This is a genomic window from Pseudomonas sp. ANT_J12 (assembly GCF_008370045.1).
Classification (GTDB): domain Bacteria; phylum Pseudomonadota; class Gammaproteobacteria; order Pseudomonadales; family Pseudomonadaceae; genus Aquipseudomonas.
On the sequence record NZ_VOBN01000001.1, the window covers coordinates 191,448 to 213,625 of the forward strand.

Genomic DNA, 22,178 nt, shown 5'->3' on the forward strand with positions numbered 1-22,178 from the left:
GTTCTGTCTGATTCACCGTGAATACAGTTTTGGGGCCGCTTCGCGACCCAACGGGGGCAAGCCCCCTCGCCACAAAAAGCTCACCGGTCAAGCATCGGGAGCTACACAAAAACAAGAGGATTTTCTCATGGCTAAAATCGGATTTATCGGCACCGGCATCATGGGCCACCCAATGGCATTGAACCTGCAGAAAGCCGGTCACAGCCTGTTCCTGTCGGCGCACCACGACGCCGCCCCGGCGGATCTGATTGCCGGCGGCGCGGTCGCCCTGGCCAACCCGAAGGAAGTCGCCCAGGAAGCCGAATTCATCATCATCATGGTGCCGGATACCCCGCAGGTCGATGACGTGCTGTTCCGCGCCGACGGCATTGCTGCCGGTGTCGGCAAAGGCAAAGTCGTGATCGACATGAGCTCGATCTCGCCGACCGCCACCAAAGCCTTCGCCGCCAAGATCAACGAAAAAGGCGCCCAGTACCTCGACGCGCCAGTGTCCGGTGGTGAAGTCGGCGCCAAGGCGGCAAGCCTGAGCATCATGATCGGCGGCGATGCCGACGCCTTCGAACGCGCCCTGCCGCTGTTCCAGGCGATGGGCAAGAACATCACCCTGGTTGGCGGCAACGGCGACGGTCAAACCGCGAAAGTGGCGAACCAGATCATCGTGGCGTTGAACATCCAGGCTGTGGCCGAAGCCCTGTTGTTCGCGTCGAAAAACGGTGCTGATCCAGCCAAGGTTCGTGAGGCTCTGATGGGCGGGTTCGCTTCGTCGAAGATCCTCGAAGTACACGGCGAGCGCATGATCAAGGGCACCTTCGATCCGGGCTTCCGCATCAGCCTGCACCAGAAGGACCTGAACCTGGCCCTGCAAGGCGCCAAGGAACTGAACATCAACCTGCCGAACACCGCCAACGCCCAGCAAGTGTTCAGCACCTGCGCGGCCATCGGCGGCAGCAACTGGGACCACTCGGCGCTGATCAAGGGCCTGGAACACATGGCGAATTTCTCGATTCGCGATAAGAAGTAAGCCCTTTGCGGCACTGATCGTTCCCACGCTCCGCGTGGGAATGCATCCCGGGACGCTCCGCGTCCCTGCCGAAGCGGACGCGGAGCGTCCATTGAGGCATTCCCACGCGCAGCGTGGGAACGATCATTAGCACCAAACCAAGAACAATAAGATTGGGAGCCCGCCATGTCGGTCGATCCGCAACACCTGCTGCGCGAGCTGTTTGCCACAGCCATCGACGCAGCCCATCCGCAGCAAGTCCTCGAAGCCTATCTGCCGAAAGATCGCAGCGGTCGCGTGATCGTGATCGGTGCCGGTAAAGCCGCAGCCGCCATGGCCCAAGTGGTCGAGCGCTGCTGGCAGGGCGAAGTCTCGGGTCTGGTGGTGACCCGCTACGGCCACGGCGCCCCGTGCGAAAAAATCGAAGTGGTCGAAGCCGCGCACCCGGTGCCGGATGCGGCCGGTCTTGCCGTCGCCAAACGGGTGTTGGACCTGGTCAGCAACCTGACCGAAGACGACCGTGTGATCTTCCTGCTCTCCGGCGGTGGCTCGGCACTGCTCGCCCTTCCGGCGGCAGGCATTACCCTCGCGGACAAGCAATCGATCAACAAAGCCCTGCTCAAATCCGGCGCGACCATCGGCGAGATGAACTGCGTGCGCAAGCACCTCTCGGCGATCAAGGGCGGGCGCCTGGGCAAGGCTTGCTGGCCGGCGACTGTTTATACCTACGCGATTTCCGATGTGCCGGGCGACCTCGCCACCGTCATCGCCTCCGGCCCGACCGTGGCCGACCCGAGCACCTCCGCCGAAGCCCTGGCGATCCTCAAGCGCTACGACATCGACGTCCCGGCGTCCGTGCGCACCTGGCTGCAAAGCCCCGAATCGGAAACCGTCAAACCCGGCGACCCGAGCCTGGCCCGCAGTCATTTCCAATTGATCGCCCGCCCCCAGCAATCCCTGGAAGCGGCGGCGGTGAAGTGCCGCCAGGCCGGTTTCAGCCCGCTGATCCTCGGTGACCTGGAAGGCGAATCCCGGGAAGTGGCCAAGGTCCACGCCGGCATCGCGCGGCAGATCGTTTTGCATGGCCAGCCATTGGCGGCGCCGTGCGTGATTCTGTCCGGCGGTGAAACCACGGTTACCGTGCGCGGCAATGGTCGCGGCGGGCGCAACGCCGAGTTCCTGCTGAGCCTGACCGACAGCCTCAAAGGCCTCCCCGGCGTGTACGCCCTGGCCGGTGACACCGATGGCATCGATGGCTCCGAAGACAACGCCGGCGCGATCATGACCCCGGACAGCTATGCCCGCGCGGTTGCCCTCGGTTTGAGTGCCAGCGACGAGCTGGACAACAACAATGGCTACGGCTATTTCGAGGCGCTGGACGCCCTGATCGTCACCGAGCCGACCCGCACCAACGTCAACGACTTCCGCGCGATCCTGATTCTCGAGAGCACAAAAAATGACGCCTGATAAAAAGGTCAAAATCCTCGCCACCCTCGGCCCGGCCACCGATGGCATCGATGACATTCGCGAACTGGTGCAGGCCGGGGTGAATATCTTCCGCCTGAATTTCAGCCACGGCGATCACGCCGACCATGCCCAGCGCTATCAGTGGATTCGTGAAGTCGAGCGTCAGTTGAATTACCCGTTGGGGATTCTGATGGACCTGCAAGGCCCGAAACTGCGGGTCGGCAAGTTTGCCGAGGGCAAGGTGCAACTGCATCGCGGCCAGGCCCTGCGCCTGGACCTCGATCCGACCCCGGGCGATCAACGCCGGGTCAACCTGCCGCACCCGGAAATCATCGCCGCCCTTGAGCCGGGGATGGACCTGCTGCTGGACGACGGCAAACTGCGCCTGCGGGTCGTCACCCAGTACTCCGACGCGATCGATACCACGGTGCTGAATGGCGGTGAATTGTCGGATCGCAAAGGCGTGAACGTGCCGCAAGCGGTGCTCGACTTGAGCCCGCTGACTGCCAAGGATCGTCGCGATTTGAGCTTCGGTCTGGAGCTGGGCGTGGACTGGGTGGCGCTGTCGTTTGTGCAGCGCCCGGAGGACATCCGCGAAGCCCGTGCGCTGATCGGCGACAAGGCGTTCTTGATGGCGAAGATCGAGAAACCGTCGGCGGTCACTCAACTGCGGGAAATCGCCGAATTGAGCGACGCGATCATGGTCGCTCGCGGGGATCTGGGCGTGGAAGTGCCGGCCGAAAGCGTGCCGCAGATTCAGAAAAACATCATCAGCATTTGCCGTCAGCTCGGTAAGCCGGTGGTGGTGGCGACGCAGATGCTGGAGTCGATGCGCTTCTCCCCGGCCCCGACCCGCGCCGAAGTCACCGACGTCGCCAACGCCGTGGCTGAAGGCGCGGACGCCGTGATGCTGTCGGCGGAAACCGCGTCCGGCGAGTACCCGCTGGAGGCGGTGCAGATGATGAGCAAGATCATTCGCCAGGTGGAAAACGGTCCGGACTATCAGACGCAACTGGACGTGAGCCGGCCGAAGGCTGAAGCCACGGTTTCCGATGCCATCAGCTGTGCGATTCGTCGCATCAGCAACGTGCTGCCGGTGGCGGTGCTGGTGAACTACAGCGAGTCCGGGACCTCGAGTCTGCGGGCGGCGCGGGAGCGGCCGACGGTGCCGATCCTCAACCTGACGCCAAACCTGCAAACCGCGCGCCGCTTGACCGTGGCCTGGGGCGTGCACTCGGTGGTCAATGATCGGCTGCGCCAGGTGGACGAGGTGTGTTCGACGGCGCTGGAGATTGCCCAGGCCCAAGGCATGGCGCAGCGCGGGGATACGTTGTTGATCACCGCGGGTGTGCCGTTTGGGCAGCCAGGGTCGACTAATTCGTTGCGTATCGAGACGTTGATTTAACCCACACGATGATCGTTCCCATGCTCTGCGTGGGAATGCAGCCCGGGACGCTCTGCGTCCCAAGAGCAGACGCAGAGCGTCCATTGAGGCATTCCCACGCAGAGCGTGGGAACGATCTGTACTAAGACCCTTATCATGCCTGCCAACCACTTCAACACCCACTGCCCCGACTGGGCCACGGCCCTGCTCAACGGCTTCAGTCAGATCTTCCTCCAGCGCCATCCGCTGTGCGGTCTGCTGTGTCTGTTGGCGATTCTTTTTACCGCACCCGCGCTGCTCGGCGGTGCGCTGCTGGGCGGGGTCGCCGGGTTGCTTACCGCGCAACGTCGCGGCTATGCCAAGGCTGATCGTCAGGCCGGGCTGTTCAGCTATAACGGCGTTCTGCTTGGCGTGCTGCTGAGCCTGTATTTCCCCTGGTCCGCGATGTTACCCCTGCTAATCATTGCCTGCGGCGGTCTGAGCGCGATGATTACGCAGCAGTGGCTCAAACGCGCGCGGGTCAGCCAATATCTGCCGGCCTACACCACCCCCTTTGTGGGAATGAGCTGGTTGCTGCTGTGCTTCGCCACACCGTCGACCACGGCGCATTTGATCGAAATCAACACGCTGAACATGCTCGTGGCGCCCCTCAAAGGCCTCGGCCAGGTGATGTTCCTTGGTCATCCACTGGCCGGCGCGATGATTGCCATGGGTTTGCTGATCGCTGATCGCCGCGCCTTCTGCTGGGCGTTGCTGGCGTCCGTCGCCGGCATGGGCTGGAGCCTGCTGCACCACGACTTCTATAGCGCATTGCTCGGGCTCGGGAGCTATAACGCCGTACTCGCCGCCCTCGCCTTCAGTTCGCAGCGCCAGCGGTCGTGGCTGCCTGTGCTCGGTATTGCGTCAGCGCTGTGGCTGACGCCGGTGTTTGCCGCCATCGGTCTGCCCACGCTGACCGCGCCGTTCATCCTCGCCTGCTGGCTGGTCCGCGCCGCCACTCAAAAGCTCGGCAAAGCCACAGTCGCCCTTGAGCCTTGCGCTCCTGGGGAGAATCAACCTAGGCTTCGCTGATTCTCGGTTCAGGCGTTATCCATGGACATCAGCAAAAACTGGCGTGAAGAGCTTTACGTCATGGTTTTCCAGAGCGACACCAAGGCTGGGCGGCGCTTCGACGGCATCTTGCTGTTGATCATCCTCGCCAGCATCGTGATCGTGATGCTCGACAGTATCGACGCGATCCACCAGAACTACGCCGACGTGCTGGCGTACATCGAGTGGGGCTTCACGGTTATTTTCGCCATCGAATACGGCCTGCGCCTGTACTGCTCGCCCAAGCCGTTGCGCTATGCGTTCAGCTTCTATGGCTTGGTGGATTTGCTGGCGATTGTGCCCGGCATTCTCGCGCTGTATTACGCCGATGCGCAGTACCTGCTGATCATCCGGATCATTCGGATGTTGCGGATTTTCCGCGTACTCAAGCTCAGCCCCTACCTCAAGCAAGCCAACTATCTGATGTCGGCGCTGCGCGGCAGCAAGCAGAAGATCGTGGTGTTCCTGGTCAGCGTCTGCACCCTGGTGACGGTGTTCGGCACGTTGATGTACGTGATCGAAGGCCCGGAACACGGCTTCACCAGCATTCCCAAAGGCATCTATTGGGCTATCGTGACGCTGACCACCGTGGGCTTCGGCGACATCGTGCCCAAGACCCCGCTGGGCCAGGTGATTTCGTCGCTGGTGATGATCACCGGTTACTCGATCATCGCCGTACCGACGGGGATTTTCACCGCCGAACTGGCCAACGCCATGCGCGGCGAACAGCTGCAACACGACTGCCCGGTGTGCAAGAAAAACAGCCACGAACATGGCGCGGCGTTTTGCTCGCGGTGTGGCAATCAGCTGTTTAAGAAAATGGAATAAGCAAAGTGCTTTTTAATCTTTAAAGGCCTATGTAAGCCCGGCTATAGTCGCTGGCAAATGGCCTCACTTTTAATAAGAACATCTATTTAGAACAAGGAATGCGCAGTGAAAAAACTCTTTGGCGCCTCACTTCTGGCCGCAGGCCTGGCCCTGACCAGCGTGGCTCAGGCCGCACCGACCCTGCTCAACGTTTCCTACGACGTGATGCGCGATTTCTATAAGGACTACAACACTGCGTTCCAGAAACACTGGCAAGCCGAGCACAACGAAAACATCACCCTGCAGATGTCCTTCGGCGGCTCCAGCAAACAGGCGCGTTCGGTGATCGACGGCCTGCCGGCTGATGTCATCACCATGAACATGGCCACCGACATCAACGCCCTGGCGGACAACGGCAAACTGATCCCGGACAACTGGGTCACGCGCCTGCCGAACAACAGCGCGCCGTTCACCTCGGCCACCGTCTTCATCGTGCGCAAAGGCAACCCGAAAGCCCTGAAAGACTGGCCCGACCTGCTCAAGGACGGCGTCCAGGTGATCGTGCCCAACCCGAAAACCTCGGGCAACGGCCGCTACACCTACCTCTCGGCCTGGGGCTATGTGCTGAAAAACGGCGGCGACGAAAACAAGGCCAAAGCCTTCGTCGGCAAACTGTTCAAACAAGCGCCGGTACTCGATACCGGTGGCCGCGCCGCCACCACCACCTTCATGACCAACCAGATCGGCGACGTGCTGGTGACCTTCGAGAACGAAGCGGAAATGATTGCCCGCGAGTTTGGTCGCGACCAGTTTGAAGTGATCTACCCGAGCGTTTCGGCTGAGGCGGAGCCGCCGGTGTCTGTCGTCGATAAAGTCGTCGACAAGAAAGGCTCCCGCGCCGCGGCTGAGGAATACCTGAAGTACCTGTGGTCGCCGGAAGGCCAGGAGATTGCGGCGGCTAACTACCTGCGTCCGCGGGACCCGGCGGTGTTGGCCAAGTACACCGATCGCTTCCCGAAGGTTGATTTCCTCTCGGTAGAGAAGACCTTTGGCGACTGGCGCACCGTGCAAAAGACCCACTTCAATGATGGCGGGATCTTTGATCAGATTTATGCGCAGTAAGGCCTAGGCAACCATGAAAAAGGCGACCTGCAGAGGTCGCCTTTTTTGTGCTCGCTGTATCACCCAAACCCACGGCACGACGGCGATCCCCCGTTGATCGTTCCCACGCTCTGCGTGGGAATGCAGCCCGGGACGCTCCGCGTCCCAAGCGGACGCGGAGCGTCCATTGAGGCATTCCCACGCGGAACATGGGAACGAACGGTTGGGGTCATTACATCGGCGGGGCCACGCCATCCTTGCCGGCGGAGATGGATTGCGCCGTCAGCGTCCCGTCCGCGCTCTGGGTCACGAACGTCACGATCTTCACTCCGACCTTGAGCAGGCTGCGATCCCCCGGCATCAGGTTCACGATCGGCACGTCCTCCGGCACCAAAATCTTCTGCTGGCCGCCTTTGTAATTAACGGTCAGGGTCCTGCCGTTGCTGACCACCAGATCACCCACGCTGCCATTGGTCATGCTGCTGCCCTTGGCCAAGTCGAAGGGCCGATGGCCGTCGCCGCTGCCGGCCAGTTCCGGCGGAAAGACGTGGACTTCCAGAGCCTTGAGCGTGCCGTCATCCTGGGGAATCGCCGCCGAGCCGATGTAGCTGCCGGGTTTGATGTCTTCGATATTGGCCAGGGTGACCGCGCGGACTTTGGTGTCCTGGGTCAGTTTGATCACCACGTTTTCGCCGCTGTTGGCATGGACCTTCAAGCTGTCGGCGCTGACCCCGGTGATCTCGCCGCGCACGCCGATGCGCGTGCCTGGCGCTTCGGCCGCCATGGCGGTGGTTGCCGTGAACAAGCTGATCAAGGTAACCACCGATGCACCGCGAATCAGGTGACGAAACATCGCATTCATGGAAGTGCCTTCCTGTTATGAAACGTGAAGAGAGAACATAAGCACGCTATCGAACAAGATGTAAGTGAATGTATCATCAGACCTCAATGTTTTGACGACAGGTCCACCGAAGGACAGCACATGCGTCCATCACTCATTCCGCAATGGAATGATTACTATCACTCCAACCTCTCTTCCGCAGTATGGGTCAGCCCTTTAGCCTTCGCGCATTCCTCCTGTTTAGCGAGACACGTTATGAACCCAGCAACTCAGACGCCCCACGGCGCCGTGACAATGACCAAAGGCATGGTGATGTTGTTCGCCTTCTGCTGCGGCGCCATTGTCGCCAACATCTACTATGCCCAACCGATCATCGGCCTGATCGCACCGGACATCGGCCTGACCAGCACCATGGCCAGTTTCATCGTTTCGCTGACCCAGATCGGCTATGCGCTGGGCCTGTTTTTCCTGGTGCCGCTGGGTGATCTGCTGGAGAACCGCAAGCTGATGATCATCACCACTCTGGTGGCGATTGCCAGCCTGCTCGGCGCGGCGTTTACCGATCAGCCGAATGTGTTCCTGCTGATCTCGTTGCTGGTGGGTTTCAGTTCGGTGTCGGTGCAGATCCTTATTCCATTGGCCGCCCATCTGGCGCCGGAAGAATCCCGCGGCCGGGTGGTCGGCGGGATCATGGGCGGTTTGCTGTTGGGTATCCTGCTGGCGCGGCCAGTGTCCAGCGTGGTGGCGGACCACTTCGGCTGGCGGGCGATGTTCATGATTGCGGCGGCGTTGATGGCGGCGATCAGCATCGTGCTGGCGTTGACAATCCCCAAGCGTCAGCCTGATCACAGTGCCTCTTATGGCCAGTTGCTTGGCTCGTTGTGGACGTTGCTGCGTCAACAACCGGTGCTGCGCCAGCGTGCGTTCTACCAGGGTTGCATGTTCGCCACCTTCAGCCTGTTCTGGACCGCCGTACCGCTGGAACTGGCGCGCAATCATGGCCTGAGCCAGACCCAGATAGCGATCTTCGCCCTGGTCGGCGCCATCGGTGCCATCGCCGCGCCCATCGCCGGTCGCCTGGCCGATGCCGGCCACACACGCATCGCCTCGCTGCTGGCCCTGGTGTTCGCCAGCCTGAGCTTCCTGCCGGCGTTCATCCACCCGATCTACAGCGTCATCGGCCTGGCCGTCACCGGCGTGGTGCTCGATTTCTGCGTACAAATGAACATGGTCCTCGGCCAACGCGCGGTCTACGCCCTCGACGCCAAAAGCCGCAGCCGCTTGAATGCGCTGTACATGACCAGCATCTTCATCGGCGGCGCGTTTGGTTCGTCGGTGGCCAGTGCGGTGTATGAACACGGCGGCTGGTTGTGGATCGTGATTGTGGGCAGTGCGTTTCCGCTGTTGGCGTTGGTGCGGTTTTTGAGTGTTTCGCGCGTCGCAGAGCCCGTGACGGCCTGATCGAGACCGCTATCGACGCAGCGGGCGTGGATGTTTATCCTCACGCCCACTCAGGTGCTTGCAATCATCGAGGCACACATGGAGCTGCCGCCGAACAGCGCAATCAAGGAAGACTTCCCCCTCATGTCTTCAAAAAACCCTGAGCGTCTGCGACGCCAGCGCAAGGCGTTGCGCGATAAAGAACGCAAAGCCAACCCTCCTCCCGTGGCTGAAACCGACTTCACGCAAGTTATCGCCGAACTGAAGGAAGAACAGCGAACCCGGCACGAGAGTCGTTTTGCCACCAACTTTGTGGTGTGGACGTTGGCAGTGGTGTTCTACGCCATCGTCATGCTGGTGATGATCTACAACCCGGGAATCTGGCTTGGTAACCAGAGCTGGGCCTGGAAGATTGGCAAATACTTTCTGCCGATGATGACCTGGCCTTATCTGCTGAACTTGTTGTTTTCCAGAGTTGGGGTGGTGCGCGCCTGGGGCCTGTCCGTTCTCGCCAGTTGCATATGGTGGTTCGGCTGCCTGTTTCTGCAGTTCGGCGAGAAGGCGGTGGTGATGTACAACGAAGCGTCGCCACCGCAGACCGTTACAGCGTGCATAGACTCCATCAGGAGAACCTATTCCTTCGACTTTATGAGCACCCGGCAAAGGAACAAGCCAACCCCGGGCATCCCCTACACAACCTTTCGCCTCAGCCCTCAGAACAGCAGCATCAGCCCGCTCACCAGTGCAGACACACGGGGACATGTTGACGAGTCCTACACCGGCGAAGTTGAAATAGCCCTGAGTCAAAGTGCACTGGGAACGTCAATCAGGGAGCTCATCAGCCACCATGGCATGACTGACCTTTGCAGACCTCCCGATCAAGCGCGATGACACGTTGATCGCTTACGGGCATGCCCTTCGCCGGCTTGCCCGTGAACATGTTGTTTCATTCAATGCCGAACCAATTTTTCCATCGCCGCATCCGCCAAAAAGGAGGAGCGGCTTTTGATGTTATGTTCCCGCACATAGCGGTCGATACGCTGGATGACATAGCCGGGCAATGTCACGTTGACCTTCTCGGTTTTGCCCATGTAAGGCGCAATGTCCAGTTCCAGCATTCCCCAGCCCATATCAGCAAACTCGGGATTGCCACGGTGTGCGGCCGCTGAAGTCGGCATAGGAATCGGCTCTCCGTCAGCCGCAATTTCCTGCAGCATTATGTGAGCAACCTCGATTGCAGCGTTATAGGCGTCTTCAAACGAATCCCCGGCAGTGACAGCGCCCGGAATATCGGGGATCTGAATACCGATGGCGGTGTTCTCGTCGCCCCACTCGATACAGATGGGATATTGCATTATGGATCTCCTGTGTAACTGGCAGGCGGGCAATACAGCCCGGCTCGCCTCCTGATGCTTTTAACCGTCCCGATCGGTAAATCCTTTTTCGGGTGCGGGACGGGGATCGTGTATGGGTTGTAACGGTGAATGAAGATGTGATGACTGCCGGTGACCCGGTCCAGTGTCCAGCCCGCCTCCTCCAGCTCCTTGATCAATAGCCTGCTTTGCACCACCAGCCTCCTTGCTCCGGCCAAACAAAAGTAACTCTAGAGTTATCTTTATTCAAGCATGAAAACTGGAAGCACGACGTTCGGTTGTTTTACAGCGTGTGATTCGAGACACGACATTCCCCCCAAGAATGAATCCTATGCCCCCCACCCACGTTCCCCGCGGCCCCGTCCAAGGTCACCATTGATCCCAGCCAACCGGCTTCCTCTTCAAGGATTACGATCATGACCCTGCAAGCAAAACTCGATGCGTTCAAAGCTGACTTCAAGGCCGGTAAACCGCCTTACAACGCCCCGGCTGAAATCCACCCGATCATGGAGCGCGCCACTGCGCAATTGATTGCGTCCGGCGCGGCCGGCAACGCCCTGAAGGTCGGGGATAAGGCGCCGTTGTTTACGCTCAAGGACCCCGACGGCAACCCTGTGTCCTCCGCCGATCTGCTGGCCAAGGGTCCGTTGGTGCTGACGTTCTATCGCGGTGTCTGGTGCCCGTACTGCAACATGGAGCTGCAAGCCGTGCAGGCGTTCCTGCCGACGTTGCAGGAATTGGGGGCGAACCTGGTGGCGATCTCGCCGCAGATCGCCGCCAACAGCCGCAAATCGGTGCGCATCAACGGGTTGGAGTTCCCGATCCTGAGCGACACTCACAACGATGTAGCGCAGGCTTTCGGTCTGCGTTTCGCGTTGCCGGATTACCTGGTCGAGTTGTACAAAAACCTGCGTAACGACCTGCCCACCTTCAACGATGACCCGTCCTGGACCCTGCCGATGCCGGCGCGTTATGTGATCGGTCAGGATGGCGTGATCCGTTACGCCGAGGTCAACCCGGATTACACTCAGCGGCCAGAGCCTGAAGCGATGCTGGATGCGCTTCGCGGCTGAACCGATCAAGTGCCGCGTTACCCGCGGCACATCCTGATAGGAGTTGTCATGACCCGACGTACATTTCTCATCACCGGCGCCAGCAAAGGCATTGGTCGTGCCGTGGCCGAGCACTTGGACCGAGCGGGTCATCGCGTGGTCGGGATTGCCCGGACACCCGACCTGTCGTTTCCCGGCACGCTGTTTCCACTCGACCTGAGCGACAGGACGCTGACCCGGGAAGTATTGGCTGATCTGGCCAGCCAGTACGAGTTCGATGGGCTGGTGAACAACGTCGGCCTGGTCCGACCGCAGGTGTTGGGCGAAATCGACCTCGACACCTTTGACGACGTGATGCGGGTCAATCTGCACTCAGCCCTGCAAACAACCCAGACGTTGCTGCCGAACATGCGCGCCAAAGGCTGGGGCCGAGTGGTGAATATTTCCAGCCTGACGGTGCTCGGGATCACCCAGCGCACGGCGTATGCGGCGGCGAAAGCGGCGCTGGTCAGCTTCACCCGATCCTGGGCGCTGGAACTGGCGCAAACCGGGATCACGGTCAACGCCGTGGCCCCCGGCCCGACGGAAACGGAACTGTTCCGAGAGAACAATCCGATTGGCAGCGAAGGTGAAGCGCGTTATCTGGCTAGCGTACCGATGGGCCGGTTGGGACAACCGGAAGAAATCGCTTCGGCGATTGCCTTTCTGTTGTCCGAGCAGAGCGGGTTCATTACCGGGCAGACACTGTTTGTCGATGGTGGTGCTTCGGTGGGTAAAGCGGCGTTTTGATGGGTTTTTTCAGACCACATAAATCCCCTATGGGAGCGGGCTTGCTCGCGAAGGCGGCGTGTCAGTCGATATCAATGTTGCTGATACATCGCTTTCGCGAGCAAGCCCGCTCCCACGGGGGGATCTCGGCAAGTCACCACATTTGCACAAGGACTCAAGATGGATCGCCTCGGCGCAATGGAAACCTTCGTCTATGTGGTGGAAACCGGTTCGTTTTCCGCAGCGGCCCGGCGTCTGAATATCGGCCAGCCCGCCGTGTCGAAAACCATCGCGCAACTGGAAACCCGGCTCGCCGTGCGCCTGTTATTGCGCTCGACCCGTGGCCTGACCCCCACCGAAGCCGGGCTGGCTTTCTTCGACCGGGCCAAACGCGCCATCGAAGAAGCCAACGAGGCTGACAACGCGGCCCGCGGTGCCGCCGGCGGCCTCACCGGCAACCTGCGGATCTGCGCCGCCGTGACCTTCGGCCGCCAGCACATCGTGCCGCAGCTTGGGCCGTTCCTGGAGCAGAACCCCGAGCTGAACATCGACCTGATGCTCGACGACCGCAACATCAACCTGGTGGAGGAAGGCGTCGACATTGCCCTGCGCATGGGCACCTTGATCGACTCCGGCCTCACCGCGCGCAAGATTGCTCAATGCCGGCGTGTTGTGGTGGGCACACCGCAGTACTTCGAACAACACGGCAAACCGGCCTATCCTGCCGACCTGACCAAACACCAGGCCGTGGTGTACACCCTGGGTGGCGGTGCAAATTGGCAGTTTCAGAAGTCTGGCGAAGAACACCCGGTGATCATCAGCGGCCGCATCCGCGTCAACGCCGCCGAAGGCCTGCGTGAGTCGGTGCTGGCTCATTTGGGGCTGACCATGGCGTCCGAGTGGATGTTCGCCCCGGAACTGGCCAGCGGCGCGGTGGTGGAAGTGATGAGCGATTGGACCTTGCCGAATCAGGACCTGTGGGCGGTGTTTCCGACGGGGAGAATGGCCAGTGCCAAGGCTCGGGCGTTTGCTGATTACGTTCAGGCGTTGATGGCAAAAGAGTCTTAAACAAGACTCCAGTTTCGTTTGTTGCGATTTTCGTTTGATTCGAATAGCCTCTCCAACATCGCTACTTTGAATGTTGGAAACCATCATGTCTTTAATCATCCATCCCCCGATCAACCTGCCCATGGCGCGCGAAGTCCAGGCTGCTATCGAAGGCCAGCGCGCCCTCACCGCCTACCTCGCCACTCAATTCGAAACCCAGCGCATCCAGATTTTCGACGAGCAGAACGAGGCCCACAGCGTCGAACTTCCCACGTCGGCACTGCGCTTGCTGGTCGATATCCTGGCGGCATTGGCAGAAGGCAATGCCGTCAAAGTCGTCCCGGTGCACGCCGAACTGACCACCCAGGAAGCGGCGGACCTGCTCAATGTCTCACGCCCGCACCTCATTAAACTGCTGGAATCCGGCGAGTTGTCCTACCACAAAACAGGCAAGCACCGACGTGTGCGCTTTGCCGATTTGATGGAATATAAAAATCGGCGCGACACCGCCAGCGAGCAGGCAATGACGCTTCTCGCCGAGCAAGCACAAGCGTTAAGGACAGGATACGAGTGAGGCACTCCCCGTTTACCGCTGTATATGACGCATGTGTTTTGTACCCTGCCCCTTTGAGAGATTTCCTGATGTGGCTCGCGCTATCAGGACGTTTCCGGGCGCGGTGGTCATTGGAGATACACAACGAATGGAAACGAAATCTGCTGAAGAACCGTCCAGACCTGACAGCCGAACAACTGGATCGAACCTCCGAACTGATGGATCACGCCATCCCCGACGCCTGTGTCACGGGTTACGAAAACCTCGTTGAAGGGTTAATGCTGCCAGACATGAATGACCGCCATGTGCTGGCGGCGGCCATTCGCTGCAATGCCAGCGTTATCGTGACTTTTAACAAGAAAGACTTCCCATGCACATTGCTGGAGCCTTTTGGTCTGGAGGCACAGCATCCTGACGAGTTCGTCGATGACCTGTTTGATCTAGACCCGGCAGCGGTTGTCTGCGCGGCACAACGACAACGCAAGCAGCTCAAGATGCCGCCGATGGATGTCGGAACGTACCTTGACCTTCTGTTACGCCAAGGTTTGGTCCGCTCGGTTGAAGCGCTGACTGATTACCGCGCCATTCTTTAAGCATGATCAAAAGATCGCAGCCTTCGCCAGCTCCTGCAAAAGCCGAGTACGCCGGCAGATCATCGTCGTGCGCGGTCCCGTAGGAGCTGGCGAAGCCTGCGATCTTTTCAAACGCCAGACAGCAAAACGGCGATCCAAAGATCGCCGTTTTCTGATTACTGCCCGAATTGCCGTCCCAACCCACCCGGCACGCCATGGATGTCGGTGTCTTCCCACGGCCCGTTCGGGCTGATCGAGCGGCTCCAGCCGTTGTTCCAGCGGTAGTAGGTGCGCTGGCGGTAGAAGGTGTTGGGTTGGTCGTCGAGGACGTAGACGCCCATCTTCGCATCCCAATGGCTGTTGCCCCCCGGTGGCGGGGCGAAGCTGGCGGAGGTGCGGGGCAGCGGTTTGGCGGGTTTGGCCGGGATGCTCGGTTTGCTCGGCGTGGGTGTCGGTGACGGCGTCGGGCGGGGTTGCGACGGCGGGATCGGCGGCAACGTCTGCTCAGGTGGCCGATGGACCGCACAAGCGCTCAACCCCAGGACGAGACTGAGCAGGGTGATACGAGCGATGGCGGTCATGGCGGTGGTTCCTGTTATTTATCCGGGCTGTCGATGGTCACGTGCTGCTGCGCAGTGGTGCTGCTGGCCAGCGGCTGGCTGCGACCGATCCACTCGCCGGCGGTCGGTTGGCCGGCGCGTGAGATGCGTGCAACCAGTTGGACTTCAGGGAAGTTCGACAGTTTCAACTGCGGCATCATCGCGTCGGCATCACCCAGCTCAACGGTGGCCGGCAGGTCGGCCACGGTCAGGCGCTTGGCCGCCAGCGGTGCCGGTGGGCCGGAGGTGGCGCGGGCGAAGATGAATACGCTGTCACCCGGTTGCACCTTGGCTTTCAGGTCCGCCGCGAGATCGACACGCACCTTGAGCAACGCGCCTTTGGTGACCGGCACTTGGGCCACTTTGCCGCCGCTGGCCTCAAGTTTCTCGGTGGCCCGGGCGATCCCGCCTTGCAACGCGCCACGGGAGTTGTCGTCCGGCGGCAGTTGCGCCAGCAGACGATTCCAGTAGTCGATGGCGTCCTGATAGCGCTGGGCCTCAAACGCGGCGATGCCGAGCAGGCCAAGGCTGGTGACTTCTTTCGGATCAGCTTTCAGCGCTTCATCGGTCAGGGCCTGGATCTTGTCTGACCATTTCTTGCCATCGGCGAAGTACTGGGCCTGGGCCCATTGGCCGAGCAGTTCCGGCTGACGACCGGCGAGGTTCACCGTGCGTTCGAAGATTTTCGCTGCGTCCGACGGGCGATCCTGAGCCATGTAGGTGCGACCGAGGAAGTACAAGCCTTCCGCCGAATCCGGCTGAGCGGCCACCGCACGTTCCAGGCGACGGGTCATTTCTTCCATCGACTGCGGCGCCTGGGCGAATTCCCGGGTCAGCTCGACCTTGTCACTGGCCCCGAAGTGCAGGTACAGGCCAAGGCCCAACACAGGAACGAGGATCGCCGCCAACAACGGAAACGCTTTACCCAGACGAGACACGCGCGGCGCGGCAACACCTTCGGTGTCCGCCAGCAACTCGCGGGCCGCTTCGGCGCGGCCAGTGTCCATTTGCGCGGCGTTGAGCACGCCCTCTTCCTGCTGAGTCTGCAACTCAGCCACGCGCTCTTGGTAAAGCGCGACGTTAAGGGCCGTACGATCCTCTTCAAGCTGGGCACGACGGCCCCGTAGAACCGGGATCAACAGAAAACTCAGGGCAACCAGAAGTAGCAGACCTGCAGCGAGCCAGAAATCAATCATTCTTGGTTTTTATCCAACAGGTGGTCGAGGCGCTGACGCTCCTCGGCGGAAAGCGTGTCCGGGGTGTCAGCGCGTTGCACGCGACGACGGCGGACGATCACGGCGATGACCACGAAACCGCCCAGCAGCAGGCCGGCGGGGCCGAACCAGAGCAGAGCGGTCTTGGCGTTCAGAGCGGGTTTGTAGCGCACGAAATCACCGTAGCGATCGACCATGAAGTCGATGATCTGCTGGTTGTCCTTGCCCTCGCCGAGCATGCGGAAAATCTCTTTGCGCAAGTCAGCGGCAATCGGAGCGTTGGAATCGGCGATGTCCTGATTCTGGCACTTGGGGCAACGCAGCTCTTTGGTCAGCTCACGGAAACGCTCACGGTCGCCTTCTTTGGCGAACTCGTAGGTGTCGATGGCCGCGTGCGCCACGCCAGCCATGCTCAAGCCCAGTACAGCGGCGGCGATCCAGCGCTTCATGGCTTGGCCTCGTCGACCAGCGCCTGATACTTGGCCGCCAGTTTTTCGCGCCAGACCTGTTCGTCGATCACGCCGACGTACTTGTCGCGGATGATGCCCTTGGCGTCGATAAAGAAAGTTTCCGGAGCACCGTACACGCCGAGGTTCAGGCCCAGGGTGCCTTCGTCGTCGCGGATGTCCAGTTGGTACGGGTTGTGGAATTCCGTCAGCCACTTCAAGGCGTCGGCGTTGACGTCCTTGTAGTTGATGCCGTAGATCACCACGCCCTTCTCCGCCAGCTTGTTCAACACCGGGTGCTCGACCCGGCAGGAAATGCACCAGGTGCCCCACACGTTGACCAGCGCCGGTTTGCCGAGGATATCGGCCTTGGTCAAGGTCTTGTCGCCCTGCACTGCCGGCAGGGAAAACTCCGGGAACGGCTTGTTGATCATCGCCGAGGGCAACTCGGCGGGGTCCAGGTACAGACCGCGATACAGGAAAACAGCCACCACCAGGAAAATCGCCAGGGGCAGCAGCATCAACCAACGTCTCATGCAGTGGCTCCCGTCATACCGAGTGCTTCACGCACGCGGCTTTTCACCTTGACCCGATAACGGCGATCCAGCGCCGCCAGCAACCCGCCGAAACCTGTGAGCAGGCCGCCGAACCAGATCCAGCGCACGAACGGTTTGACGTGCACGCGCACGGCCCAGGCGCCATCGCCCAGGGGTTCACCGAGGGCGACGTAGAGGTCACGGGTGAAACCGGCGTCGATCCCGGCTTCGGTCATCACCGAGTTTTGCACGGTGTACAGGCGTTTTTCCGGGTGCAGCACGCTGACTTCCTTGCCATCGCGGATCACGCGGACGGTGCCCTTATCGGAGGTGAAGTTCGGCCCTTCGAAGTGCTTGGCGCCTTCGAAGATGAAGTGGTAACCGGCCAGGTCCATGGACTCGCCCGGCGCCAGGCGCAAGTCGCGCTCGGCACTGTTCTGGCTCGACAACACGACACCCAGCGCACACACGGCGATGCCGAGGTGAGCAACTTGCATGCCCCAGTAGCTGCGGGTCAGGGTCGGCAAGCCTTTGATCAGGCCTTTGTGACGCGTTTTGTCGAGAATGTCGCGTACGCCGGCCAGCAATACCCAGGCCGCGAGCATGAATGTGGCGATCACCGCCCAGTTGAAATCACCGTAGGCAACGCCAGCCACCACGGCCAGCGCGGCGCTGCCGAGCAGGACCGGGGTCAACATGCCCACCAGCCATTTGACCGGGGTGTCTTTCCAGCGCACCAGCATGCCGACCGCCATCACCACCATCAGCAACGCCATCAACGGAATGAACAACGCGTTGAAGTACGGCGGGCCGACCGACAGCTTGGCGCCGGTCATCGCATCAAGAATCAGCGGGTACAAGGTGCCGAGCAGGATCATCGACGCCGCCACCACCAGCACCAGGTTGTTGCCCAGCAGCAGGGTTTCCCGGGACCAGAGGTTGAAGCCGACGTGGCTCTTGACCACTGGCGCGCGCAGGGCGAACAGCGTCAGCGAACCACCGACCACAAACAGCAGGAAGATCAGGATAAACACGCCGCGCTCAGGATCGGAGGCAAACGCGTGCACCGAGGTCAGCACGCCGGAACGCACGAGGAAGGTCCCGAGCAGGCTCAGCGAGAACGCGGCGATGGCCAGCAGCACGGTCCAGCTCTTGAACACGCCACGTTTTTCCGTGACCGCCAGGGAGTGAATCAGCGCCGTACCCACCAGCCAAGGCATGAAGGAGGCGTTTTCCACCGGGTCCCAGAACCACCAGCCGCCCCAGCCGAGTTCGTAATAGGCCCACCACGAACCCAACGTGATGCCGATACCGAGGAAGGCCCAGGCAACGATGGTCCACGGACGGGACCAGCGTGCCCACGCCGCATCAAGACGACCGCCCAGCAGAGCAGCGATGGCGAAGGCAAACGCCACGGAGAACCCGACATAACCCATGTACAGCATCGGCGGATGCACGATCAGGCCGATGTCTTGCAGCAACGGGTTAAGGTCGCGACCGTCCGCCGGAATCTGCGGCAGGATCCGCGCGAACGGGTTCGAGGTCAGGATCAGGAACAGCAGGAAACCGGTGCTGATCATGCCCATCACCGCCAGCACCCGGGCGAGCATGACTTGCGGTAACTGCCGGGAGAACACCGACACCGCGAAGGTCCAGCCACCGAGGATCAAGGCCCACAACAGCAGCGAGCCTTCGTGAGCGCCCCACACCGCGCTGAACTTGTAGTACCAGGGCAACGCGCTGTTGGAGTTGCTGGCCACATAGGCGACGGAGAAGTCGTCGGTCATGAAGGCGTAGGTCAGGCAACCGAAGGCGAACACCAGGAACGCGAACTGCCCCCAGGCCGCCGGTTGAGCCAGGCTCATCCACAAGCGGTCGCCGCGCCAGGCGCCCATCAACGGCACGATGGCCTGAACCAGCGCGAAACACAGCGCCAGGATCATGGCCAGTTGGCCCAGTTCGGGGATAAAGATTGCAGAGGTCATCGATCAACCCTCCTTGGCTTGGGTAGGCGCCGACTGACCGCTGTCTTTCAGGGCCTTGGTCACTTCGGGCGGCATGTACTTTTCATCGTGCTTGGCCAGCACTTCGTCGGCCACCACCACACCCTCGGCGTTGAGTTTGCCCAGGGCCACGATGCCCTGCCCTTCGCGGAACAGGTCCGGAAGGATGCCGCGATAGCTGATGGTTACGGATTTGTTGAAGTCGGTGACGATGAATTTCACGTCCAGAGAATCGCCGGAACGTTGCAGCGAACCTTTCTCGACCATGCCGCCGGCGCGGATGCGCGTGTCTTGCGGGGCTTCGCCGTTGGCGATCTGGGTCGGGGTGTAAAACAGATTGATGTTCTGCTGCAGGGCGCTCAGGGCCAGGCCGACGGCGGCGCCGACTCCGACCAAGATCGCGAGAATGATGATAAGACGCTTTTTGCGCAGCGGATTCACTTGCCGTTCTCCCGGCGCAAACGACGCGCCTCTTGTTGCAGATACCGCTTGCGGGCCAGGATCGGCGCCGCCACGTTGAAGGCCAGCACCGCCAGGCAGATGCCATAGGCCGACCAGACATACAGGGCATGATGACCCATGGCGAGGAAATCGCCGAATGAAGCAAAACTCATCGAGCGGCCTCCAGACTGTTCTGTACTTCGGCTTTCACCCAGCTCGCCCGGGCTTCGCGCTTGAGCACTTCAAGACGCATGCGCAGCAACAGCACCGCGCCGAAGAAACAGTAGAAACCCAGCACCGTCAGCAGCAGCGGCAGCCACATCTCGGCGGGCATCGCCGGTTTTTCGGTGAGGGTGAAGGTCGCGCCCTGGTGCAGGGTGTTCCACCACTCCACCGAGTATTTGATGATCGGGATATTGATCACGCCGACAATCGCCAGCACCGCGCAGGCCTTGGCCGCGCTGTCACGATTGCTGATGGCGTTGCCCAGCGCAATGAGACCGAAGTACAGAAACAGCAGGATCAGCATGGACGTTAGTCGCGCATCCCAGACCCACCACGAGCCCCAGGTCGGTTTGCCCCAGATCGCCCCGGTGACCAGCGCCACGGCGGTCATCCAGGCCCCGATGGGCGCCGCGCATTGCAGGGCGACATCGGCCAGTTTCATCTTCCACACCAGCCCGACCACGCCGCACACCGCCAGCATTACGTAGCAGGACTGCGCCAGCATGGCGGCGGGAACATGGATATAGATGATGCGAAAGCTGTTGCCTTGCTGGTAGTCCGGTGGCGCGAACGCCAGGCCCCAGACCACACCGACGCTGATCAGCAGCAACGCCGCGACGCTCAGCCACGGCAGCAGTTTGCCACTGATGCCGTAAAACCATTTGGGTGAGCCGAGCTTATGAAACCAGGTCCAGTTCATTACTGTTTCCATCACGGGTGCTCTTCTCTATTGAAGAGCCAAGGGTCTGCTTTTTTTAACAAAAAGCGGTTAAAAAACAACCAGACCTCATTATTATTCGCCGACGCTGATCTTCAGGCCAGCAGCTATTGCAAAAGGTGTAAGCGTTATCGCCAGGGCGGTCAGGCTACCAAGCCACAGCAGATAACCGGTCGCCGGCATGCCTTGGAGCGCAGCCTGCAAGGCGCCACTGCCAAGAATCAACACCGGGATGTACAGCGGCAGAATCAGCAACGCCAGCAACAGGCCACCGCGCTTCAATCCGACCGTCAGGGCCGCGCCCACCGCACCGAGCAGGCTCAGTACCGGTGTACCCAGCAATAAAGAAAGCAGCAACACCGGCAGACAAGCGGCAGGCAAACCGAGCATCAACGCCAGTAGTGGTGCGAGCAAAACCAGTGCCAGGCCGGAGAAGGCCCAGTGTGCCAGTACCTTGGCCAAAACCAGAAGAGCCAGGGGGTGCGGCGAAAGGACCCACTGTTCGAGGGATCCATCTTCGAAATCACTGCGGAAGAGCCCGTCCAGCGAGAGCAGGACCGATAAAAGGGCTGCTACCCAGACCAGTCCCGGAGACAAGGTTTGCAACAATTGAGACTCGGGGCCGACCGCCAACGGGAACAGCGACACCACGATGGCGAAGAATACCAGCGGATTGGCCAGCTCTGCCGGACGGCGGAACAGCAAGCGAGCCTCACGGGCGACCAACAGGCCGAAAACACTCATACGGCCCAGTTCCCCAGATCAATGTCGCGATAGCCGGCCGGTGTGCGACTCAGGGTGTGGTGGGTGGTCAGAATCACCATGCCGCCCCGCTCACAGTGGCCGGCCAGGTGTTCTTCGAGTTGCGCCACGCCCTGTTTATCGAGCGCAGTGAAGGGTTCGTCGAGGATCCACAGCGGCGGGCTGTCGAGGTAAAGGCGCGCCAAGGCCACACGGCGTTGCTGGCCGGCGGACAAGGTGTGACAGGGAACATCCTCGAAGCCGCGCAGCCCGACAGCGGCCAGCGCTTGCCAGATCGCCTCGTGGCTTGCCGGTTGGTGCAGGGCGCAGAGCCAGCTAAGGTTTTCTTCCGGGGTCAGTAAATCCTTGATCCCGGCGGCGTGGCCGATCCACAGCAGGTTGCGCGCCAGTTCGCTGCGTTGCTCGTTCAATGGCTGGCCGTTGAGCAGCACTTGACCGGCCGTCGGTTGCATCAATCCGGACAGCAGGCGCAGCAAACTGGTCTTGCCGCTGCCGTTGGGGCCGCTGATCTGCACCATTTCGCCACTGGACAGTCTCAATTCGAGATTTTCGAAGAGCAGCCGAAGGTCTCGCTCACAGGCGAGGTCGACGGTTTGAAGGACTGGACTGGTCAAGAGATCACGGGCCTTTACATTACAAGTCGGCGTTACAGTCGGCGGTTCAAGTCAGCAGTGGCGCGGCCGCTAAAGAGATGCAGCATAGATGCATTGGCGGCCGGTTTTAGAGAGCTGCGTCAAAAC

26 protein-coding genes are annotated in these 22,178 nt (G+C 60.8%); 13 read left to right on the forward strand and 13 right to left on the reverse strand.

Annotated features, from left to right (window positions below; genetic code table 11):
* Positions 1-127: 127 nt before the first annotated feature.
* From FQ192_RS00935 to FQ192_RS00960, 6 genes are all read left to right on the forward strand, one after another.
* Positions 128-1,021 (forward strand): 2-hydroxy-3-oxopropionate reductase, encoded by an 894-nt coding sequence (locus FQ192_RS00935; RefSeq protein WP_133839090.1) that lies wholly within the window; start codon positions 128-130, stop codon positions 1,019-1,021.
* Positions 1,022-1,186: 165 nt separating this feature from the next.
* Positions 1,187-2,467 carry a glycerate kinase gene (locus tag FQ192_RS00940; RefSeq protein ID WP_149656985.1) on the forward strand — a complete coding sequence of 427 codons (1,281 nt, stop codon included), beginning with the start codon at positions 1,187-1,189 and terminating at the stop codon, positions 2,465-2,467.
* Positions 2,457-3,872, forward strand: a complete 1,416-nt coding sequence (gene pyk, locus FQ192_RS00945) for a pyruvate kinase (RefSeq protein ID WP_149656986.1) — start codon at positions 2,457-2,459, stop codon at positions 3,870-3,872. Before FQ192_RS00940 ends, pyk begins: the two co-directional genes overlap by 11 nt.
* 135 nt (positions 3,873-4,007) lie before the next feature.
* Positions 4,008-4,922, forward strand: a complete 915-nt coding sequence (locus FQ192_RS00950) for an urea transporter (protein WP_149656987.1) — start codon at positions 4,008-4,010, stop codon at positions 4,920-4,922.
* Between the two features lie 21 nt (positions 4,923-4,943).
* Positions 4,944-5,768, forward strand: coding sequence for an ion transporter (locus FQ192_RS00955; RefSeq protein ID WP_149656988.1), 825 nt, complete (start codon positions 4,944-4,946; stop codon positions 5,766-5,768).
* Between the two features lie 105 nt (positions 5,769-5,873).
* Positions 5,874-6,869, forward strand: a complete 996-nt coding sequence (locus FQ192_RS00960; RefSeq protein WP_149656989.1) for a sulfate ABC transporter substrate-binding protein — start codon at positions 5,874-5,876, stop codon at positions 6,867-6,869.
* 211 nt (positions 6,870-7,080) lie between these two features.
* Here FQ192_RS00960 and FQ192_RS00965 read toward each other — a convergent pair whose 3' ends face one another.
* Complete coding sequence (locus FQ192_RS00965) at positions 7,081-7,710, reverse strand: DUF5666 domain-containing protein (protein ID WP_178128976.1); 630 nt, start codon at positions 7,708-7,710, stop codon at positions 7,081-7,083.
* 234 nt (positions 7,711-7,944) lie between these two features.
* Between FQ192_RS00965 and FQ192_RS00970 the strand changes: the two genes are divergently transcribed.
* Positions 7,945-9,150, forward strand: coding sequence for an MFS transporter (locus FQ192_RS00970; protein WP_149656990.1), 1,206 nt, complete (start codon positions 7,945-7,947; stop codon positions 9,148-9,150).
* A 30-nt stretch (positions 9,151-9,180) separates the two neighbouring features.
* Positions 9,181-10,020 (forward strand): hypothetical protein, encoded by an 840-nt coding sequence (locus FQ192_RS00975; RefSeq protein WP_149656991.1) that lies wholly within the window; start codon positions 9,181-9,183, stop codon positions 10,018-10,020.
* Positions 10,021-10,079: 59 nt separating this feature from the next.
* Here the strand turns inward: FQ192_RS00975 and FQ192_RS00980 are convergent, their stop codons facing one another.
* Both FQ192_RS00980 and FQ192_RS00985 read right to left on the reverse strand, forming a co-directional pair.
* The gene (locus tag FQ192_RS00980; protein WP_149656992.1) at positions 10,080-10,484 is read right to left on the reverse strand and encodes a type II toxin-antitoxin system HicB family antitoxin; all 405 of its coding nucleotides are present in this window, start codon (positions 10,482-10,484) and stop codon (positions 10,080-10,082) included.
* Positions 10,484-10,696: a type II toxin-antitoxin system HicA family toxin gene (locus tag FQ192_RS00985; RefSeq protein ID WP_149656993.1), complete on the reverse strand. Its 213-nt coding sequence runs from the start codon at positions 10,694-10,696 to the stop codon at positions 10,484-10,486. Before FQ192_RS00985 ends, FQ192_RS00980 begins: the two co-directional genes overlap by 1 nt.
* A gap of 222 nt (positions 10,697-10,918) precedes the next feature.
* Here FQ192_RS00985 and FQ192_RS00990 point away from each other — a divergent pair, with 222 nt between their 5' ends.
* From FQ192_RS00990 to FQ192_RS01010, 5 genes are all read left to right on the forward strand, one after another.
* Positions 10,919-11,575 (forward strand): peroxiredoxin-like family protein, encoded by a 657-nt coding sequence (locus FQ192_RS00990; protein WP_149656994.1) that lies wholly within the window; start codon positions 10,919-10,921, stop codon positions 11,573-11,575.
* 48 nt (positions 11,576-11,623) lie between these two features.
* Positions 11,624-12,343, forward strand: a complete 720-nt coding sequence (locus FQ192_RS00995; RefSeq protein ID WP_149656995.1) for an SDR family oxidoreductase — start codon at positions 11,624-11,626, stop codon at positions 12,341-12,343.
* 159 nt (positions 12,344-12,502) lie between these two features.
* The gene (locus FQ192_RS01000) at positions 12,503-13,390 is read left to right on the forward strand and encodes a LysR family transcriptional regulator (RefSeq protein WP_149656996.1); all 888 of its coding nucleotides are present in this window, start codon (positions 12,503-12,505) and stop codon (positions 13,388-13,390) included.
* Between the two features lie 85 nt (positions 13,391-13,475).
* On the forward strand, positions 13,476-13,943 hold the full coding sequence (locus tag FQ192_RS01005; RefSeq protein WP_149657727.1) for a helix-turn-helix domain-containing protein: 468 nt from the start codon (positions 13,476-13,478) through the stop codon (positions 13,941-13,943).
* Positions 13,940-14,515, forward strand: a complete 576-nt coding sequence (locus FQ192_RS01010; protein ID WP_149656997.1) for a PIN domain-containing protein — start codon at positions 13,940-13,942, stop codon at positions 14,513-14,515. The genes FQ192_RS01005 and FQ192_RS01010 overlap by 4 nt, the downstream gene beginning before the upstream one ends.
* A 155-nt stretch (positions 14,516-14,670) precedes the next feature.
* Here FQ192_RS01010 and FQ192_RS01015 read toward each other — a convergent pair whose 3' ends face one another.
* The 10 genes from FQ192_RS01015 to ccmA all read right to left on the reverse strand — a co-directional run bounded on the left by FQ192_RS01015 (position 14,671) and on the right by ccmA (position 22,052).
* Positions 14,671-15,075: a hypothetical protein gene (locus tag FQ192_RS01015; protein WP_149656998.1), complete on the reverse strand. Its 405-nt coding sequence runs from the start codon at positions 15,073-15,075 to the stop codon at positions 14,671-14,673.
* 14 nt (positions 15,076-15,089) lie between these two features.
* Positions 15,090-16,289, reverse strand: coding sequence for a c-type cytochrome biogenesis protein CcmI (gene ccmI, locus FQ192_RS01020; protein WP_149656999.1), 1,200 nt, complete (start codon positions 16,287-16,289; stop codon positions 15,090-15,092).
* On the reverse strand, positions 16,286-16,756 hold the full coding sequence (locus tag FQ192_RS01025) for a cytochrome c-type biogenesis protein (RefSeq protein ID WP_149657000.1): 471 nt from the start codon (positions 16,754-16,756) through the stop codon (positions 16,286-16,288). The genes ccmI and FQ192_RS01025 overlap by 4 nt, the downstream gene beginning before the upstream one ends.
* Positions 16,753-17,289, reverse strand: coding sequence for a DsbE family thiol:disulfide interchange protein (locus FQ192_RS01030; protein WP_149657001.1), 537 nt, complete (start codon positions 17,287-17,289; stop codon positions 16,753-16,755). Before FQ192_RS01030 ends, FQ192_RS01025 begins: the two co-directional genes overlap by 4 nt.
* Positions 17,286-19,274 (reverse strand): heme lyase CcmF/NrfE family subunit, encoded by a 1,989-nt coding sequence (locus tag FQ192_RS01035; RefSeq protein WP_149657002.1) that lies wholly within the window; start codon positions 19,272-19,274, stop codon positions 17,286-17,288. The genes FQ192_RS01030 and FQ192_RS01035 overlap by 4 nt, the downstream gene beginning before the upstream one ends.
* Before the next feature lie 3 nt (positions 19,275-19,277).
* Complete coding sequence (gene ccmE, locus FQ192_RS01040) at positions 19,278-19,733, reverse strand: cytochrome c maturation protein CcmE (protein ID WP_123510460.1); 456 nt, start codon at positions 19,731-19,733, stop codon at positions 19,278-19,280.
* The gene (ccmD, locus tag FQ192_RS01045; protein WP_149657003.1) at positions 19,730-19,906 is read right to left on the reverse strand and encodes a heme exporter protein CcmD; all 177 of its coding nucleotides are present in this window, start codon (positions 19,904-19,906) and stop codon (positions 19,730-19,732) included. The genes ccmE and ccmD overlap by 4 nt, the downstream gene beginning before the upstream one ends.
* Complete coding sequence (locus FQ192_RS01050) at positions 19,903-20,658, reverse strand: heme ABC transporter permease (RefSeq protein ID WP_133839105.1); 756 nt, start codon at positions 20,656-20,658, stop codon at positions 19,903-19,905. The genes ccmD and FQ192_RS01050 overlap by 4 nt, the downstream gene beginning before the upstream one ends.
* A 93-nt stretch (positions 20,659-20,751) precedes the next feature.
* Positions 20,752-21,420 (reverse strand): heme exporter protein CcmB, encoded by a 669-nt coding sequence (gene ccmB, locus FQ192_RS01055; RefSeq protein WP_007980754.1) that lies wholly within the window; start codon positions 21,418-21,420, stop codon positions 20,752-20,754.
* Entirely contained in the window at positions 21,417-22,052 is a 636-nt protein-coding gene (gene ccmA, locus FQ192_RS01060; protein ID WP_149657004.1) for a cytochrome c biogenesis heme-transporting ATPase CcmA, read from the reverse strand. Before ccmA ends, ccmB begins: the two co-directional genes overlap by 4 nt.
* Positions 22,053-22,178: the final 126 nt, after the last annotated feature.